This is a genomic window from Viridibacillus sp. FSL R5-0888, from assembly GCF_038009105.1.
GTDB lineage: Bacteria > Bacillota > Bacilli > Bacillales_A > Planococcaceae > Viridibacillus > Viridibacillus arenosi.
Genome location: NZ_JBBPAU010000001.1, coordinates 1,415,091 through 1,432,889, shown reverse-complemented (window position 1 = coordinate 1,432,889; position 17,799 = coordinate 1,415,091). Strand labels below are relative to the sequence as shown.

20 protein-coding genes are annotated in these 17,799 nt (G+C 35.5%); 3 read left to right on the top strand and 17 right to left on the bottom strand.

The annotated features are described in order from the left end of the window. Positions 1-61: 61 nt before the first annotated feature. From MKY02_RS07090 to MKY02_RS07055, 8 genes are all read right to left on the bottom strand, one after another. Entirely contained in the window at positions 62-883 is an 822-nt protein-coding gene (locus tag MKY02_RS07090) for a TlyA family RNA methyltransferase (RefSeq protein ID WP_076034692.1), read from the bottom strand. Continuing rightward, on the bottom strand, positions 883-2,790 hold the full coding sequence (dxs, locus tag MKY02_RS07085; protein ID WP_038184937.1) for a 1-deoxy-D-xylulose-5-phosphate synthase: 1,908 nt from the start codon (positions 2,788-2,790) through the stop codon (positions 883-885). Before dxs ends, MKY02_RS07090 begins: the two co-directional genes overlap by 1 nt. 91 nt (positions 2,791-2,881) lie before the next feature. Continuing rightward, the gene (locus MKY02_RS07080) at positions 2,882-3,766 is read right to left on the bottom strand and encodes a polyprenyl synthetase family protein (RefSeq protein ID WP_340708836.1); all 885 of its coding nucleotides are present in this window, start codon (positions 3,764-3,766) and stop codon (positions 2,882-2,884) included. Next, positions 3,763-4,005 (bottom strand): exodeoxyribonuclease VII small subunit, encoded by a 243-nt coding sequence (locus MKY02_RS07075; protein WP_038184943.1) that lies wholly within the window; start codon positions 4,003-4,005, stop codon positions 3,763-3,765. Before MKY02_RS07075 ends, MKY02_RS07080 begins: the two co-directional genes overlap by 4 nt. Beyond that, positions 4,005-5,363: an exodeoxyribonuclease VII large subunit gene (gene xseA / locus MKY02_RS07070; protein ID WP_076065744.1), complete on the bottom strand. Its 1,359-nt coding sequence runs from the start codon at positions 5,361-5,363 to the stop codon at positions 4,005-4,007. The genes MKY02_RS07075 and xseA overlap by 1 nt, the downstream gene beginning before the upstream one ends. Before the next feature lie 89 nt (positions 5,364-5,452). Continuing rightward, positions 5,453-6,334 (bottom strand): bifunctional methylenetetrahydrofolate dehydrogenase/methenyltetrahydrofolate cyclohydrolase FolD, encoded by an 882-nt coding sequence (gene folD / locus MKY02_RS07065; RefSeq protein WP_340708834.1) that lies wholly within the window; start codon positions 6,332-6,334, stop codon positions 5,453-5,455. A 35-nt stretch (positions 6,335-6,369) separates the two neighbouring features. Continuing rightward, positions 6,370-6,747, bottom strand: coding sequence for a transcription antitermination factor NusB (nusB, locus tag MKY02_RS07060; RefSeq protein ID WP_038184952.1), 378 nt, complete (start codon positions 6,745-6,747; stop codon positions 6,370-6,372). Positions 6,748-7,027: 280 nt separating this feature from the next. Beyond that, positions 7,028-7,966: a Gfo/Idh/MocA family protein gene (locus MKY02_RS07055; protein WP_038184957.1), complete on the bottom strand. Its 939-nt coding sequence runs from the start codon at positions 7,964-7,966 to the stop codon at positions 7,028-7,030. A gap of 261 nt (positions 7,967-8,227) precedes the next feature. On the opposite strand from MKY02_RS07055, the gene MKY02_RS07050 reads away from it, so the two are divergent. Next, positions 8,228-8,497, top strand: coding sequence for an alpha/beta-type small acid-soluble spore protein (locus MKY02_RS07050; protein ID WP_038184960.1), 270 nt, complete (start codon positions 8,228-8,230; stop codon positions 8,495-8,497). Between the two features lie 560 nt (positions 8,498-9,057). Next, positions 9,058-9,252, top strand: coding sequence for a hypothetical protein (locus MKY02_RS07045; protein ID WP_038184963.1), 195 nt, complete (start codon positions 9,058-9,060; stop codon positions 9,250-9,252). Between the two features lie 274 nt (positions 9,253-9,526). On the opposite strand, the gene MKY02_RS07040 is transcribed toward MKY02_RS07045, so the two are convergent. The 7 genes from MKY02_RS07040 to MKY02_RS07010 form a co-directional block, all read right to left on the bottom strand. Further along, positions 9,527-10,084: a helicase gene (locus tag MKY02_RS07040; RefSeq protein ID WP_340710861.1), complete on the bottom strand. Its 558-nt coding sequence runs from the start codon at positions 10,082-10,084 to the stop codon at positions 9,527-9,529. Positions 10,085-10,371: 287 nt separating this feature from the next. Then, entirely contained in the window at positions 10,372-11,079 is a 708-nt protein-coding gene (locus tag MKY02_RS07035; RefSeq protein WP_340710859.1) for a DNA alkylation repair protein, read from the bottom strand. Positions 11,080-11,669: 590 nt separating this feature from the next. Next, the gene (locus tag MKY02_RS07030) at positions 11,670-12,137 is read right to left on the bottom strand and encodes an NUDIX domain-containing protein (protein WP_038184974.1); all 468 of its coding nucleotides are present in this window, start codon (positions 12,135-12,137) and stop codon (positions 11,670-11,672) included. 268 nt (positions 12,138-12,405) lie between these two features. After that, positions 12,406-12,897, bottom strand: coding sequence for a DUF2716 domain-containing protein (locus tag MKY02_RS07025; RefSeq protein ID WP_038184976.1), 492 nt, complete (start codon positions 12,895-12,897; stop codon positions 12,406-12,408). 154 nt (positions 12,898-13,051) lie between these two features. Further along, positions 13,052-13,435, bottom strand: coding sequence for a VOC family protein (locus MKY02_RS07020; RefSeq protein WP_038184979.1), 384 nt, complete (start codon positions 13,433-13,435; stop codon positions 13,052-13,054). A 952-nt stretch (positions 13,436-14,387) separates the two neighbouring features. Further along, complete coding sequence (locus tag MKY02_RS07015) at positions 14,388-15,377, bottom strand: DUF4179 domain-containing protein (RefSeq protein ID WP_340710855.1); 990 nt, start codon at positions 15,375-15,377, stop codon at positions 14,388-14,390. Beyond that, positions 15,374-15,913 (bottom strand): sigma-70 family RNA polymerase sigma factor, encoded by a 540-nt coding sequence (locus tag MKY02_RS07010; RefSeq protein ID WP_340710853.1) that lies wholly within the window; start codon positions 15,911-15,913, stop codon positions 15,374-15,376. The genes MKY02_RS07015 and MKY02_RS07010 overlap by 4 nt, the downstream gene beginning before the upstream one ends. Positions 15,914-16,594: 681 nt before the next feature. Between MKY02_RS07010 and MKY02_RS07005 the strand changes: the two genes are divergently transcribed. After that, the gene (locus tag MKY02_RS07005) at positions 16,595-17,041 is read left to right on the top strand and encodes a helix-turn-helix domain-containing protein (protein ID WP_340710851.1); all 447 of its coding nucleotides are present in this window, start codon (positions 16,595-16,597) and stop codon (positions 17,039-17,041) included. A gap of 192 nt (positions 17,042-17,233) precedes the next feature. On the opposite strand, the gene MKY02_RS07000 is transcribed toward MKY02_RS07005, so the two are convergent. Both MKY02_RS07000 and MKY02_RS06995 read right to left on the bottom strand, forming a co-directional pair. Further along, a complete protein-coding gene (locus MKY02_RS07000) occupies positions 17,234-17,437 on the bottom strand; it encodes a hypothetical protein (protein WP_038183349.1) in 204 nt (67 codons plus the stop codon). Positions 17,438-17,509: 72 nt separating this feature from the next. Next, complete coding sequence (locus MKY02_RS06995) at positions 17,510-17,689, bottom strand: hypothetical protein (RefSeq protein WP_038183346.1); 180 nt, start codon at positions 17,687-17,689, stop codon at positions 17,510-17,512. Positions 17,690-17,799: the final 110 nt, after the last annotated feature.

The window sequence follows — 17,799 nt, the reverse complement described above, 5'->3', positions numbered from 1 at the left end:
AACCGTAACATCGATTATGTAAAATCACAAGAAAAAAAACGACCCAAAAGAATGGGCCGCGTCATTTAAGTTGTTGATGTGCCTCACTCACCAAGGTATTGAAGTCTGTAAATGATTGCAGCTCTTCTCCTTGGTGTGGGTTGTACAGATGGAATAGAAACTCAATATTCCCTTCTCCGCCTGTAATTGGAGAATAGGAAGCATCTTTTACCACAAATCCAACTGATTCAGCGAATGTTGCAATAGATTCTAATACTTCTAAATGTATTTTCGGTTCACGAACGACACCTTTTTTCCCAACTTTGTCTTTCCCTGCTTCAAACTGAGGTTTCACTAGTGCAATAACATCTCCACCAGGTACTAACAACGTTTTTAATACAGGTAAAATCAGTTTTAGAGAAATGAAGGATACGTCAATTGTTGCAAATTCAGGTAAACCTTCTGCCAAGTCAGGTGCTGTGACATAACGGAAATTTGTACGTTCCATAACAGTTACACGTTCGTCTTGACGGATTTTCCATGCAAGCTGATTGTAGCCTACATCTAGTGCGTAGCAATGCTTCGCACCATTTTGTAGGGCACAGTCAGTAAATCCACCAGTAGATGAACCGATATCTAACATTAATTTATCTTGTACAGCAACATCAAAAATATCTAATGCTTTTTCTAGTTTTAAGCCTCCACGACTTACGTAGCGTAGCTGTGATCCTTTAATAGTAAGCTCAGAGTCCATCGGTATTTTCTCACCCGGTTTATCTAGGCGTACTTCATTTGAATACACTTGCCCTGCCATGATTGTACGTTTTGCCTTTTCGCGTGTTTCACACAGTCCTCTTTCAACAAGAAGAATATCGACACGCTCTTTTTGAATTTTTGTTGTCATTATGCTTTTAAACCTGCTTGCTCTTTATTGTCTTTATTTACTAATTCTTGAATACGTAATACAGTTTCTTCTGCAGTTAAGTTAATTTCTTGAAGTAACATATCAACACTACCATGTTCAATGAACATATCAGGTATACCGATTCGATCAATTTGAATTGTAGAATAATGATTGTCATTCGCAAATTCTAACACTGCGCTACCAAAGCCGCCTTGCAATACGCCTTCTTCAATTGTAAGGATTGGCTTTTTACTTTGCATTAAACGATGTAACATTGCCTCATCCATTGGTTTAATAAAGCGTGCATTGACGATTTCAACTTGTATGCCTTGATCTGCTAATACTTCAGCTGCTTCTTGTGCCATTGGAATAGTGGTACCGAATGTTAATATTGTTGCATCTTTACCTTCACGAAGTACTTCCCAACTACCGATTGGAAGAGCTTTAAGCTCAGTGTCCATAGGTACTCCTAAGCCATTACCTCGCGGGTAACGAAGAGCGATCGGGCCTTCATTATAGTCAATAGCTGTTTTCACCATGTGTTGGCCTTCATTTTCGTCTTTTGGCATCATAATTACTATATTCGGCATATGACGTAAAAAGGCAATATCAAAGACACCTTGATGCGTTTCGCCATCAGCACCTACTAAACCAGCACGGTCAATTCCGATAAACACATTCAAGTTTTGACGACAAATATCATGTAATACTTGGTCATAAGCACGTTGAAGGAATGTAGAGTATATCGCTAAAAACGGCTTCGTGCCATCTGCTGCCATACCTGCAGCCATAGTAGCTGCATGTTGCTCAGCGATACCAACATCAAACATACGATTAGGGAATTCACTAGCAAAACCTTCTAATTTTGAACCAACCGGCATGGCAGGTGTAATTGCTACGATTCGTTCATCGACACGAGCTAATTTACGAACAGTTTCAGCAATTAAGCTAGACCACCCTGGAGCAGTTGTTTTTGGTTTTACAAGATCGCCAGTTTCCATTTTATAAGGTCCGGTACCATGCCAAGTTCCAACTGTATCGTTTTCAGCTGGCAAGTAGCCTTTCCCTTTTTTCGTAATAACATGGATTAAAACAGGACCTTGCATTCTTTTTGCGTTTTGTAATGTTTCTTCTAATGTCTCAAAGTTATGACCGTCAATTGGACCAAGGTAAGTGAAACCTAGTTCCTCAAAGAATACACCTGACACGAGTAAATATTTCAAGCTATCTTTTACACGTTCTGCTGTGGAAGCTAATTTACCACCAACTGCAGGGATCTTTTTCAATAGCTGTTCTAATTCATCTTTTGCTTTGTTGTAATTATTTGCCGTACGTAAGCGACCTAAGACATTATGCAATGCACCTACATTTGGGGCAATTGACATTTCATTATCATTTAAAATAACGATCATGTTTGTTTTCTCATGACCAATATGATTTAGTGCCTCTAATGCCATACCGCCTGTTAAAGCACCGTCACCAATAATAGGTACAACAAAGTTTTTATCGCCTTTAATATCTCTTGCTGCTGCCATACCCATCGCTGCTGACAGCGAGGTTGAGCTATGTCCTGTTTCCCAAACATCATGTTCACTTTCAATGCGTTTTGGGAATCCACATAACCCTTTATATTGACGTAGCGTATCGAATTGATCTGCACGGCCTGTTAAAATCTTGTGGACATATGCTTGATGTCCTACATCCCAAATAAACTTATCTTGAGGACTATTAAACGCTCGATGCAAAGCAATAGTTAACTCAACTACACCAAGATTCGGTCCAATATGACCACCTGTTACAGATAGCTTTTGGATTAAAAACTTTCGAACATCTTCACTTAAATCTTGAAGTTGTTTCGTATTTAATTCTTTCAAAAAGGATGGACTAGATATTTTGTTTAAATCCATCGCCATCACACACCTTTTCATTAAAATATTCATCGTACAATGTTTCACCCATTATAACAGTGTTAATCAATTGTACAAACTAAAACGGCCATTACTTGTTACGATGAACAATATAATCAGCTAAGTCTTTTAGTAGACTGCTTTCTGAGGGCAGTTTTTCAAGCGCTTTTATCGCAAGGTAGTAATGATCTTGCAACTTTTCTTTAGCGCCTACTAATGTAAGGAGTGCGGGGTAAGTGCTCTTATCGCTGGCAACGTCTTTACCGGCTGTTTTCCCTAATTGTTCTGTTGTACCTTCAATGTCTAAAATATCGTCCTGAATTTGGAATGCAAGACCGATATGATGCGCATATTCCACTAAGATTGCACGTTCTGCTTCTGTGGCATTTGCAATAATGGCACCTGACTCAATACTAAAACGAAGAAGCGCTCCTGTTTTATTGACATGAACGTTTTCTAGTTCTGATAATGTTAACTGTTTTGTTTCGCCTTCGATATCTAGGATCTGTCCTCCAACCATACCTTCAGCTCCAGCCGCTTCACTTAATTTATCTACTAATAATAAACGTGATACCGGTGGAATTTGTTGCATGCGAGCAAGGATACCAAATGCAAGTGTATTAAGTGCATCTCCTGCAAGTGTGGCAAATGCATCTCCGTACACTTTATGATTAGTTAGTTTGCCTCTGCGGTAATCATCATTGTCCATGCTTGGTAGATCGTCATGAATCAATGAATAAGTATGAATCATTTCAATGACAGCAGCTACCGTAAATCCATCATCATTGCGAACATTGAAATGGTCCATAACTGCAAGCACAAATAGTGGTCTTACTCTTTTACCGCCTGCGTTTAATGAATACAACATAGATTCTTTTAATACTGCTGGGGCTTCAATATTCTCAACGAGTTCTTGCATACGTTTTTCGACTGTCGGAATATTGTTTGCCATAAATTCTTTTAGAAGCTCAGTCATTTACCTTGTCCCTCTTCCCCTGTTGGATTAAAAGGCTTTTCGTTGCCATTGTCATCCATAATCGAGATCAGTTGCTGCTCTGCATTTTGTAATTGATCGTGGCAAAACTGGGATAATTTCATCCCTTTTTTATATAAATCTATAGCATCTTCTAAAGGTACTTCCCCTTGTTCAAGTTGATGAACGATTTCTTCTAGTTCTTCAATTGATTTTGCAAAGGATTGTTTCTTTTCAGCCATTATTCTTCTCCCCTCGCTTTCATTGTTATGGACGTAATTTCAGCATTCGCCTGACCATCTGGAAAATGAATAGTCAAATTTTGTTTCTCTTCTACTTGTTGTATTGATTTTATTACTTTTCCTTCTTGATAAACGATGCTATATCCACGGCTCATGATTGTTAAAGGATTTAATGCTTCTAAAGTACGAATGATGGACCTGAATGCATCTTGGTGCTTATTGATTGATTGCACAACACTTTTATCAAGTTGCGTACTTAATCTCGCAACGTGTTGCTGTTTATATCTCACTTCTTGAAGAGGCGTATTCATTTGTACACGATTTGCTAATTGTTGCAATACCGCCTGCTTGTCTTTGATATAATTAGTCATTTGTGTTTGTAACTGTTCATCTGTACGACTTAACTTCTCGACAAATGGACGAAATAGACGGTCTGGATATGCAATCGGATAGGATTTCTGTAACCCCTCTAATTGACTTCTTTCATGTCGAATACGCGATTGTGTCAGTTGAAATATTTGCGACCTACGCGTCAATAAATGCTTCATTAAATCTTCGCTATTCGGTACAGCCTTTTTCGCAGCGGCTGTAGGAGTCGCTGCCCGCCAGTCCGAAACATGGTCTGCTATCGTAGTATCTGTCTCATGTCCGACACCACTAATAACAGGTATGTCACTTTCAAAAATAGCTCTGGCAACAATTTCTTCATTGAACGCCCAAAGGTCCTCAATGGAACCTCCACCACGTCCGACAATTAAAACATCAATTTCGTCCATACTGTTTGCTTGCTGTATTGCTTTTACAATACTAGGCGCTGCTTGTTCTCCTTGCACGAGTGCAGGGAAAATCAAAACATCTGCAAGAGCGTAATGCTGCGTAATAGTTGTACAGATATCTCTTATGGCTGCTCCAGTTGGTGCTGTAACAACACCAATTTTACGAGGGAATGTTGGTATCGCTTTTTTATATCTTTCATCAAACAATCCTTCTTTTAAAAGTTTTGCTTGTAATTGTTCAAAGGCGATATGTAAACTACCTACACCGTCCGGTTCCATTGCTACTGCATATAACTGATAACGTCCACTACCTTCATAGACGTTAATATCTCCACGAATAAAAACCTTCATGCCATTTTCAGGAACAAATTTCAGACGACTAGCACTCTTCGCAAACATGACTGCTGCAATTTGTGTTTTTTCATCTTTCAATGTGAAATAAATATGGCCAGAACCCGTATGTTTTTTGACATTTGAAAGCTCTCCTTTTACAAATACATCACGTAAATGAGGATCAGCATCAAACTTCTTTTTAATATATTTTGTTAATGCTTGGACAGATAAATAAGGTGTACTTGTCAAAAGCCTCAGACTCCTTATCCGAACGTTTTATAAGAAATTTAATTTCATAAAAAAAGCTGTCTTTCATCAGAAAAACAGCTTCTGCGTTACTATTTTACCTGTTTTGAGCTCATTTGTCTTGAGGAAACCTTCTTTTTCGCTGATTGCAATGTATTGAATAGCAACATTGTAATCGTCATTGGGCCAACACCTTTAGGTACAGGAGTGATTGCTGATACTTTATCAATAACTGAATCAAAATCAACATCGCCGCAAAGTTTATTGTTTTCGTCGCGGTTAATACCTACATCAATTATAACAGCGCCTTCTTTTACATGCTCAGCACCGATCATTTTCGCACGGCCTGTTGCTACTACTAAAATATCAGCTTGTGTTGTCATGGCAGCTAAATTAGGAGTTTTAGAGTGACAATAAGTCACTGTAGCGTCTTTTTGTAATAGTAGTTGTCCCATTGGAACACCTACAATATGGCTACGTCCAATGATGACAGCATGTTTACCTGCTACATCAATATTCGCATATTCTAATAACTTCATCACACCAAAAGGCGTACAAGGTAAATATGTTGGTTGACCTAGCATCATTTTTCCTACGCTTTCTGGATGGAAGCCATCTACATCCTTCTCAGGAGAGATAGCCGCGATGACGTTTTGTTCATCAATGTGTTTTGGAAGTGGTAATTGAACTAAAATGCCGTCAATTGCAGAATCAGCATTTAGTTTGTCAATTTCGCTTAATAATGTTTCTTCTGAAATATCTGCTGATAACTCGATAAGTTGTGAGTAAATACCCATTTGTTCGCATGATTTCTGTTTGTTAGAAACATATGTTTTAGAAGCAGGATTGTCCCCTACTAATATAACTGCTAGTCCTGGTGTAATACCGTGTTCTTGTAAATCATTCACTTCATGTTGAATAGATTGTCGAATCAAATCTCCGATTTCTTTACCATTAATTAGCTTACCTGACATTATTAGTAACACTCCCAAATTTAACTTAGAATTTATTATTTTGCGTATTTTGATAATACGCCGTTTACGAAGCGGCTAGATTTCTCATCACCATATGTTTTACTCAACTCAATTGCTTCGTTTAAAACAACATTCTTAGGTGTTTCTGGTGTATATAAAATTTCATAAACCGCTAAACGTAAAATTGTACGTTCAATTTTCGCTAAGCGAGGTAATGACCAATTTTCTAATTTCTCAACTAATGACTTATCGATTTCTTCCATGTGTAAAACAGTACCTTGTACTATTTGCTCGAAGAATGGTGAACTCTCCTCACCTACAATATGTTCAATTGCTTCTGTAACTGTTAATTCTGTATTTTCTAGTTGAAAAAGTACTTGTATCGCTTTTTCACGCGCTTCTCGTCGCTTCATTTATATAGTTCTCCTTTATACTACTACATTGGGGAGATTCTGACATATTCCCTAAGTAAAACGGGATAAAATGTACAAAATAAACCCGAAATGTAAAGTGTTTCATTAAATATGCATGTAGCATTATCTTATCACATTTTTCGATTCAATTCATCGATTCCTTTAACTTTTAAATAGTCAGAAAAAGCACCACCTCATATGAAGTGATGCTTTTCTTAGTATTGTTTCATAAAATCGTCAATAAAAATATTGAATATTTATTTACTTTTTAATCTCGTCCCTATTTTAACAACTGATCAATCCACTCTTGTACTTTCAAACCTTCTTCAAACGATACAATAAGAGACTCCCTACCAATGATCGAATTATGACACGCGTCCATTAGGCTTTCCGGCTGAGATTCTGGAACAATTACCACTTCTTCCTGATCCGTTTCACTAACCCATAGTTCTGACCAATTGCGGAGCGTTATCACTTTTTTTGTTCCAAAAACCTTATACTCTAGACGTTCTTCTTGCCCAATCCCGGACAAGCTATTCAATACAATTGGTATTCCACTATCTGTTTTAGCCAAAGCAGTCACACCTGTTTCGCATAAATCCTCATTTGCTGGATATGTCGTCTCGTGAGAAGTAATCGAAAAATCACCAAATAGATGATGCGTAAGTTGAAAATAATGTGGAAATATCTCTCTTATGAAACCTCCTTGTTCTCTAGAGGCAATCCACGGATTTTGTTGCCATTTCCTTGGCCAATGTGGGAAGTATGTATGTAATTCAATACGAACAATATCGCCAAGTGATGCTGTATTTATCGCTTCTTTAAGACTATGTATAGCCTGACTGTACATTAATGGGAAATGCATTGCTGTTTTGACATTTGCTTCTGCAGCTGCATTTACCATTCTCACGCTATCTTGTGCATCGTGAGCAAGAGGCTTTTCGGAAAGAATATTCAAACCACGTTTAGCTATTTGTTCTGCCAAAGGAGCATGACTTACTGGGGGCGTCCCGATATAAACCCAGTTTGGATCTAATTGTAAAAGCTCATCTAATGTTTCTGCAACTGGAAGCTGATATTTTGTTGAAACTTCTTCTAGTCTTGTTTTATTTTCATCGAATACAGACACGATTTCACAATTAGGATGCGCCAAAATTTGATTAATAATTCGCTCTCCTACAACTCCAGTACCAATTAATGCAAAAGTAGTTTTTGACATAACGCACTCTCCTTCTTAGGTATTTGTATATTTTTTTCTTCCTATTAAAGACATTATTTTCAAAGTAAAAACAATGTCTATGTAAATAGTTAATCATATTGATAGGATAATGCATAGTCATTGGAACAATTTGATAAAATTGGATAGTTAAAATGTAGCGCTCAAATCCCTTTTCATTCCCAACGTTTCTAAATCAACACAGAATTGCACGAGTAATGTTTCACTAACGGGAAAGACTACATTACAAAGGAGTGAAGAAAAGTGGCGAAAAAGAAAATATTAGTACCTGACGCTCGCGAAGAATTAGACAAATTAAAATCTCGAGTTATGAAAGACATGGGTTATGTTGTAGATAGCAACAATCCTAATAATGTAAAATACGAAATTGCAGATGAGTTAAATATTCCACTGAATAAGGGATATAACGGAAAACTTACTTCTGAAGAGGCCGGAAAAATAGGTGGACCGATTGGCGGCAATATGGTTAAAGAATTGGTAAGATTGGCACAAGAACAAATGCTTAAAAAATGAAGCTGATACAAGTATCAGCCACTAGTTAACCACTCAGACAAAAACTCTAAAATAAATAATCCAAAGAAAAATGAATTGTTTTTCTTTGGATCTTTTTCATTTGCTCTGTTTGATGTAAATAGCCGGTCTTCGCCGCTATGCAGTACTCTATCCTCATTTCTTCGTCATAGAAATGGGAATTGGCGAAATGACTTACCTTGTTATGGTCAAAATACTCTCCATCCAGGGTTTAGGATCTGAAAATTAGTTTCTTAAAAAAGAATAACATTAATTAAGATATAACTATGCGACTCTATTATTATATAATGGAGCACCAATTGAAGTCATACAAAGTTTAATGGGAAACGTAAAAAGGGAAACAACTTGAATCTATGGTCAATTAAGTGGGAGGCATAGAAAAGAAGTTTATCAGAAATTCGTTTAACCAATGTAAAGAGTAGTATCTTAAAACCGTTGACCTTTTTACTATTGCTCTCGTTAGTTTAAGGGCAATGTTTCACAAATAAGGGAAAATAGATTATACTGAACTGACTATCATATTTAAAAAGGAGGAATTTCCTATGACCGAGAATAATCAATCCGAAGCACCAAAAAAGAAAATCAGCCTAAAAGAGGCAGTGAAGCAGCAGCTTGAAAACAAAAAGAACCAGTCTTCTCCTAATAAGGGGACAAAGAATGCCGACCTATCAACAAAAAAAATGAAAAGTCAGCAAACGAAAAAGACTAGCAATACCCGTAGAAAAATGGGTGTCTAATGAGCTGACAAAATCGGGCATCTTTCGCCACGATATCAAAGTCAAGATAATCGATGGTCAGATTAGAGCTGTACATGAAATTCGCTCTATATAAAAGAAGTGAAAAAGCATTCAAGGAACCCTTCCCTGAATGCTTTTAAATTATTTTCTTTTTTCAATTCTTCTTTAATTAAACTGCTTCTTTAGTTGAATAAAAGTGGGTAATACTTTTTCTAACATAAGTCCATTAGTGGTTCGCCATGTTAGCTACCAATTTTTTCACCCTGATCATTCCTCATCTCTTTAAGGTCTTTTTTGTTTGACAAAAGATAAAATGATCATCATGATTCCAAATGTGCAGATGATCAGCACGGTATCCGCGAAGCCACAACACGCCGTTTATTCGTCTAAGATAAAAGCCTTTCGGAAAATCATCGTCTTCTTTTAGTATTTCCGATGCAATTGTGATGGAGCCGGAAGGAGCTTGATGTCGCTGTATAGGACTCCCCGAATAACCTTCAGGCTGATCCAGATACTCGAGTCTTAAGTGAGCTCCTAACTCAAGTGGACACAATTCCAAACCAAGATCGCTCGCTCTTTTAAAAATCTGAGTCGTACTAGCTCCATCAGGAAAGCCAAGGTTGCTAACAGTTAGTTCAACAGTCTGCAGGCTGTACTTTGTATCAGAGGTCGTAAATTTTTCATCAGCTATTAGCCTCTCTCCATACTCATTCATCAAAATAGAGTGTTGTTGCAATTTCTGGATAAGCTGCGATTTCGTAATTCCTCCAACCTCTACTGTTCTGGCGAGAACCGGGCAATCAGGGTATATTTTCTCGTTTTCGATACGCATTCATAGTCACTCCTAACTAATCGGATATTTAGGCTGAAAACCCGATAAGGAAATGCCAAAATAATGGCCATGCCTAAATCCAATAATATATATATCAAATGAACAATTGCCCTTTTCGCACTTTTAAATAATCTATTAAAATTATCCTAATTCCTTATTTTCAATTAAATAAACCTTGTTTTACTAAACTGCTATGTTACTTTAATTATTTCGACAAAAAAAACGTTAATCCTCCTTGGATTAACGCCCTTGAAAATTAAAGATTGTTCGTGATGCAAAATTATTGTTTAACATCTTACATATTTGCGTTTGAAACCAAGCCTTCCTCTACCTACTTCCTTTTGAATACTTTCGAAAGCGTGTAGGAAACTACTTTTTTTCTTGTCCCGTTTGACTTCTACTGGACCTACTGTCTTTGCAGTTTCGACTGCCATTTCATGGAGGGGCAAATATGAAACCCCTACGGTATATAGGAAATTATTCATAGCAGATTTCGTTCGTTCTGGTGAAACATGAATCGTATTTTTCACAATTTCAATCATATTGGCAATCTTACTTTCCGAAAATTCAACGTCTAAGCGATTCCCTAAAAGCCAACAGTAGCAACTCCAGCCCGCTGACATTCTAAGCTCTTCACCGCTTGCAATCCATTTATCAGCTACGACTTGTGCAATATCTGCTTCGGCTAAAGTTACTGCTACAACATAATCTGACAACATATAAAAATATGCCTCATCTATCCAACGGTCAAAATCTGACTCAGTCATTGCTTTAGGATCTGCAATAATGCCTGCAAAGTACATTGCGTCGTAGTTTCCTGTGGCATAAAGCTCTTCAGCTAAAGATTGATTTATTTTTATTTTCTTTGCAATTGGCTTCATTGCACCTGTAGCCACGCCAAATAGAGGTTCGTGCGCACCATTAGATATATACATTTTTTTTGTTCGTTCCTTGCTGAGGGCTTCAAGCTCCTGCATAACAGTTTGTAGATTCATCGTTTAGCACCTCCTTCTTTTTGGAGATTTACCCCCTTGATACTTAATCCCTTCGAATCCATTACATTTATCCTATAACAAAACTTACTATTTGTCATCAAAACCATCTCCTCAAAATGTAGGGAATGTATGTGGTAAGATAGTTGTTTTGGTAAGGTTAATACTGAAGATTCGCACCTATTTATAAAGAAAAGAGCCTTTATTTATTAGTCGATTCTATACAGTTTCTTATTCAAAACAGCTGTTAGTTTAAGTACATTAATTCAAAATCTATCTTGTTAGAATTCCATTCAATACTATGAGAAATACATCCCATACTTACTATTATTAATAGAATAAATAGTGTATTATGTAATGATTTTGGCATTCAAAACTCTTTCTACTCTATGACTGACTAAAGCCTGCATCGCGGAGCCTCGCTATTGGGCACCAATCTATCTTTTCCCGCAATGATAACACTTATGTTAGCTAATCCCTCATTTTAAATAGTGCTATAACTAACTATTATCAACATACTTAAACATAAGTTCCCCACATACCTTTCTCTAATAACCTTAATTTAGTTTCTTTCTTCTTAACTCACTCACTCTCTACCTCAAAACAATCCATGATTTTATCTCATCTAAATTATTCAGAAAAAACTCCTTCGTCTCTGCTAGCTTCAGAAGTTCATCCACTTCATCAATCTTTACAAACACAACTTCACTAATTTCCTCCGTTTTTGGTTGCAACTGAGCCCTATCACCTAAAAACTCCAAGATAAACATATATGTGACTTGCCGTTCAAAACCTAGCTTTTCTTTCATAGCAGCTGGAAATTCAAATTCAAGCGTGCCTAGTTCGTCTATAATCCGAAAATCGCTCGTCCCGGTTTCCTCATCGAGCTCCCTGAATAACGCTTCCTGAATATTCAGGTCATCTCTTTTTATGCCTCCCTTTGGAAAATCCCATTCAGGTTTGACTTCCATCGGTTTTTCCATGTCCATTACTTTTCTTTTTTTCACTAACAGGATGGTATCTTCCGATTTAATAATGCCTCCTACAGCATATCGAATCATAGCTTCACCATTTCTTTTTCATTATTTTGTTTGGTTAGAATTTCGTCGTCTTCTTCTGTCGTCGAACACATCATTAAGTGATAAACATTTTTATGACAATCCTGATCCCTTATCATTTAAATTCACTCTATCCTAATTAGATTTTGCTTAAAAACTTCATTACCCTTTTCAACTAACCTGCTCCTTTAGTTGAATAAAAAAATGAGCCGTCTGAAGGGCTCAATAAACTTCTACTATAGCACCTGTTAGCTCGATGAACAAAGTCTCGTTATCCCTGCCTTAATATTTTTTGAAACATTCTTGGTCGATGTTTTTCAAAACCCTTTATCAATTCTTTTCCAAAAACAGTTATAGTTCTTTCCCAAGGGTGTCCTAAATATCCCCATTCAAAATCTTTATGAATAAAGAAGTAATAATCGCCATTTGGGAAAATCGGTACTGTCCATTCATCGAATTCGTTTTTTTGAAATTCTAGATAGGGATTTATCCAATAACATTCATGCTGCCAATCTAGTGCATAAATAAATTCATCTACTGACGTACATTCTTGAAAAACAAGTAATGCTTTTTCTTCCAAGTCATCATAGGCATCCAAACCTTTATATTTGCCAAAGTATAGTGAGATATCGTAGGTAATAAAAGGGGTTGGTACTTTAAAAGATGGGAGATTGGTAGTACTTGGTTCAAACTTCAATTCGTCATATATTTTATTCCACACTTTTTCATCCTCTGCATTGGTTAGTTCAAGCCAGTTTTTCATTTGAATGACCACCTTCTTTTGTAGTGTCTATTATATCATTCCTGATTTAATTAACCTGCTACTATAGTTGAAGATTAACATAATCATACTAATGAGTTTCGTGAAGATATAAGCGTAAACCCTGCCCTAAAATTAGGACAGGCTTTACATATAGTTACTGCTGTATTATCTGAATAAGGTTGCCACATGTATCGTCGAAGACAGCTATTGTGACTTCGCCCATTTTTGTAGGCTCCATAGTAAACTTCACGCCGTTTTTCAATAATCGTTCATACTCTTTACGAATATCTGCAACGCCAAACATTGTTGCTGGGATACCTTGTGCAAATAAATTCTTTTGATATTCTTTGGCGGTCGGATTCTCATTAGGTTCTAGAACTATCTCTGTTCCGTCTTGGTCATCAGAAGAAACAAGCGTTATCCACCTAAATTTCCCTTGGGGAACGTCATGCTTTTTTACAAAACCCAAGGTTTCAGAATAAAACTTCAGTGCCTTGTCTTGATCTTTTACGAATAAACTGGTAACAATAATTTTCATACTGTTTTTCCTCCTTTGATATTTGCGGTGTAGGGCGGTGAACTACTAACAATCAGGCTATATACAAAACTACCCACACTTTCTTCAGAAGTCCTGTTCCTATAATACCCATTTTATTGAACAATTCAAAACACACTCTTGACTTCATCCACTTTCTATTCCTTATCTACGTAGAACAAAACCCGACTCCATTAGATAGAGTAGGGTTTATCGAGCTGGAATTATTTTTTAGTTAGACTTCAAATTGCACCTCTAAAAGTCCTGAGGCATTCTTTTTACTATTATCTAGCTAATTTTCATGGTCAATAACCGTATGGGATCCATGACTTTCTTGCTAATCAAAGAAATCATCAAACCCCGAATTATTAAAACCGCTAACGGCTAGTTTATACTCTTGATCACTATATTTTTTTCTCTTCTCACGAACAACAGAGCTGTTTCAAAAGCTCCCCTTAACAGAAGTTTACTTTTGTAACAGCTCCAGTTACTATATATTACTTATTAGTTTTTGTTTATTTTCCGATTTTAACTCACTTGCATTTGCTACGTTACCTGTAGTTGCAAGAAGTAAAATGGAAGCAACCGTTAAAAATAATTTCTTCATATTAACCCTCCTAAATTATTATTTTATTGCTTTGTACTAATTCTATATTTTTATTACTGTATTGGGGTTATCTTTCTTAAATCAAATATAGAGAGGGCGGTAACACTTCCTCTCTCTTTATTTTAGAATATTGATTAAAATGATGTTAATCTATAGGATTTATATAAAAGAGTTAGTTCATTTTAATGAGCCTTATTGAACTAAAGCACCCGTTAGTTTAAGTGTATTTCTTCACATTCTTTCAAAAAAAAAGTTACCTTTGATTACTTTTGCAACCTTCGCACTCTTTCTATTTTCCCCTTTCTATATCGTTTAGCTTTGTTCCTATGCAATTTTTAAAAATATAATTTACTCAAGTGGTAGTTGAATAATTGGTAGTTGAATAAGTTCCTTTGGTGCTAATGTTTTTTCATCAACGACTCGTATCGTTGGTGTAAAAATTAATGTTTGAATACCTGTATCAGGGACAAAAAAATCAATATAGCCATTTACTCGCTCAGGTTCACTTTTAAAGCTTGATGTTCCTACATTCTCATATACATTTCCTAGATTATCTTTTATTTCAATCATTAAAAACTCCGTATTCCAATCTAAGTTTCCCTCAAAATAAAGAGTCGTTGCAAATTTCCCACTTGTTATTTGGTTAAACACCAACTGATATTGTTCGTCACCAAATGGAATGTTTATCTTTTTTGAATTGGCTTGAGTTGGTGTAAGCTCTAATTGATAGTTCCAGTCCCCTTCAACAAGGGTTGTATATTCAATCCCTTTAAGTTCTTTTGGGCTCCATTGTACATTAATCGTCTCATCGATGACCTCGTCTGAAACTCTTGCTGTAAACATGCCAATCCAAGTATATTCATCTTTTTTATTTATTTGCTGACTTAGTGTGCTTAATGTATTCCCGTTTACTTCTAAGTGATCAATCCAAAATAATGGGTCTCCATTTATCGGTTTATCATGCTTCATTTCATAGCTTACCGATATGATACTGCCATCAAAAAAAGCCTCAGCTAATTCAATGGTAGAACCATTACTTTCATCAATTTGATTAATAATTGTTGCGTAGTCACTAAATACTTGTAATTGTGGATTGTCTTTTACTTGTATTAGTTGCTGAACGATCGGTAAGCGGTCAGCAACTGCGGGTAGCCAAATTGTACTACTAGTAACAATTAGTGTCGTCATTGCTATAGCACTTATCCATTTGAATTTTTTATTGGAATGCTTCTTTGAAGAACATAAAATACTTTTCGCTATGTTTTTCTTTTCCCAATCTGATAATTCAACAGGTTCAATCTTTTCAATATCTATTTTGATAAAATCCTTTTCATTCATTTAGATACCTCCCATCGCATCTCATCTGTTAACTTTAACTTGCCACGATATAAGCGGTTTTCAACGGCTGACTTAGATATAGCGAATATCTCTGCAATTTCTCCATTTGAATACCCCAAGTAATATTTCAATAAAAAGATTTCCTGATCGGTTTTATTTAAGCCTAAAATATTGATAAACAGTTGCTCTTTTAATGATTTCTGCTCTACGATTCTTTCAGGTAAACCCCTTGTACTCGAAATTGAAGGGAATAATTCGACAGTTTCAGGCTTATTTTGAAGACTACGGTATGTATCAATTGCTTTATACTTTGCGATAACACCAATCCATTTTTTGAAATCAGCCTCATTGCCAGTAAATTGATTGCTCTTTTGCCAAATGATAAGAAACACATCATTTATACATTCTTCAATAGCTGTATGGTTAGGCTGTAACACTTTTAAAACAATGGCTTTAACATAACCTCCATATGTGTGAACCACTTCTCTTAAAGCTAATTCATCCTTTTTTTGTAGCCTATCAATTAATGCAAACATGAAGTGATACCTCCTCCTTTCTTTCTACTTGTAATAACGAGTAAATGAAAGAATACTCTCATTTTATTTTTCAAAAAATAAATATCTTGGTTCCTCTTATAAATTTATAAGGAAAATAATAAAGTTTGCACGCGTATGTAATGTATGAAAAGCCCATCAATATATAAGACATGACTATTATATATTGATGAGTATTTAGGATTTTTCTAATTTGATCTTGATAATACTTTTTAAGCAACTTATTCAATTTTATTAATTTTTCAATTACTCATCGCCCTACTAACTTTACATTAACCCGCCACTTTAGTTGAAGAAGAAAAAAAGAGCTGGCTTAACAGCTCAATGCTCTTCTACTAAAGTCCCCGTTCAAACTCTAGATTTCCTTTCAGTTACAAAAAGAATGTTGCTCTTAGCGAAATAACAAAAAGAACTCTTATTATTAAGAAAACCCCAAAAAAGAAATTGACTTAACTGCCACTTTAACAACATAAAAAGACTTTCCTTCATTTAGGTAAAGATCACTAAATACTTCTTTTTTGTAATAATTAATAGGTGAATGAAGGTCTATAAACAAAAATAAACGCTGTTTCCAAGGGGAAACTAATAGTTTACACCTTTGCAACGATGCGGTTCTTTTGTTTTTTAATGCAAATAAATATACTGAGGATAGGAGTTGATCATATGTATTTTTCTTCAAAAATAAAAGAAGAACGTCAAAAGCATAATATGTCACAACAACAGCTTGGTGAAAAACTTAATATTAGTAGACAAGCTATTTCCAAATGGGAACGTGGAGAAAGTTACCCTAGTATTGAATTGTTAATTAAGATAAGTGACATATTTGATATTACTCTTGATGAATTAGTAAAGGAGGATAATTCTTTGAAAGAGAAACTCATAAAAGATAGCCAAAAATTAGTCTATCCAAGGTGGAAATTGTTTTTTGATATTCTTCTAATGATTGGATTTTTAATCATACTAGCTAAGATTATTATTGTAATAGGGAATAAGTTATTTGATTTAAATATTGTGTTCTTACAGGATTCTCTGTTATTTCAAATTGGACCGTTTTTTATGACTATCATTGGAGCGATTGGCAGCGAATCTCTAGCCAAAAAATACAAATAATCATTTTGGATTTATACACTAATTATATAGGAATGTCCCTCAAACTATCTGAAGGGACTTTTTTCAGTATATATCTTCTTCAACAAAACTGCTCCTTTAATTGAATAAGAAAAAAGAGCTGTCTGAACAGCTCAAAGATCTTTACTAAAGCTCCCCGTTACTTTAAGAACCATTCTTAACAAATGAATAATCTTAACAATCCCCTTTTTCGCTAATCCGTTTAATGAATAATAACACTACCAAAATTGCAATACAGCCCCACCAAATGCTTAATAATGATTCATTTAATGAACCTGGATGTTCACCCTCCAATTTATAAGAGGAAAATAAGCCTTGGGTTATAAGGATGAAACCGAAAAGTATCGTACTAAACAACCAATACCACCAACGTTTCATTGCTACACCTCCACTAAAATCCTTTTTACCAACTTCGTTAGTTGAATAGCGTAGAGAGTAAAAAACCAAGTATTAATGTTTATTTTGCTCATCTAACTTTTGTAAAATAGTGTCTAATTTTTGGTTAATTATCTGTTTTTCTTTAGTTGAATCTTTTAATCGTTTAAAAGCAATAAAAATTATAGCAATAACTAAAATAAGAAAGACAAAATATATTAAAGTCACTATAACATCGCCAATATTCACACTCACAAAAAAACCCCCTAAAATTCATTTAATCACTTTTCTATACTTTTATAACAACAAAAAGTTACGATCTTCTAAATAGGTTAGCGATCCTTATTCAAGTATACTGCCCCGTT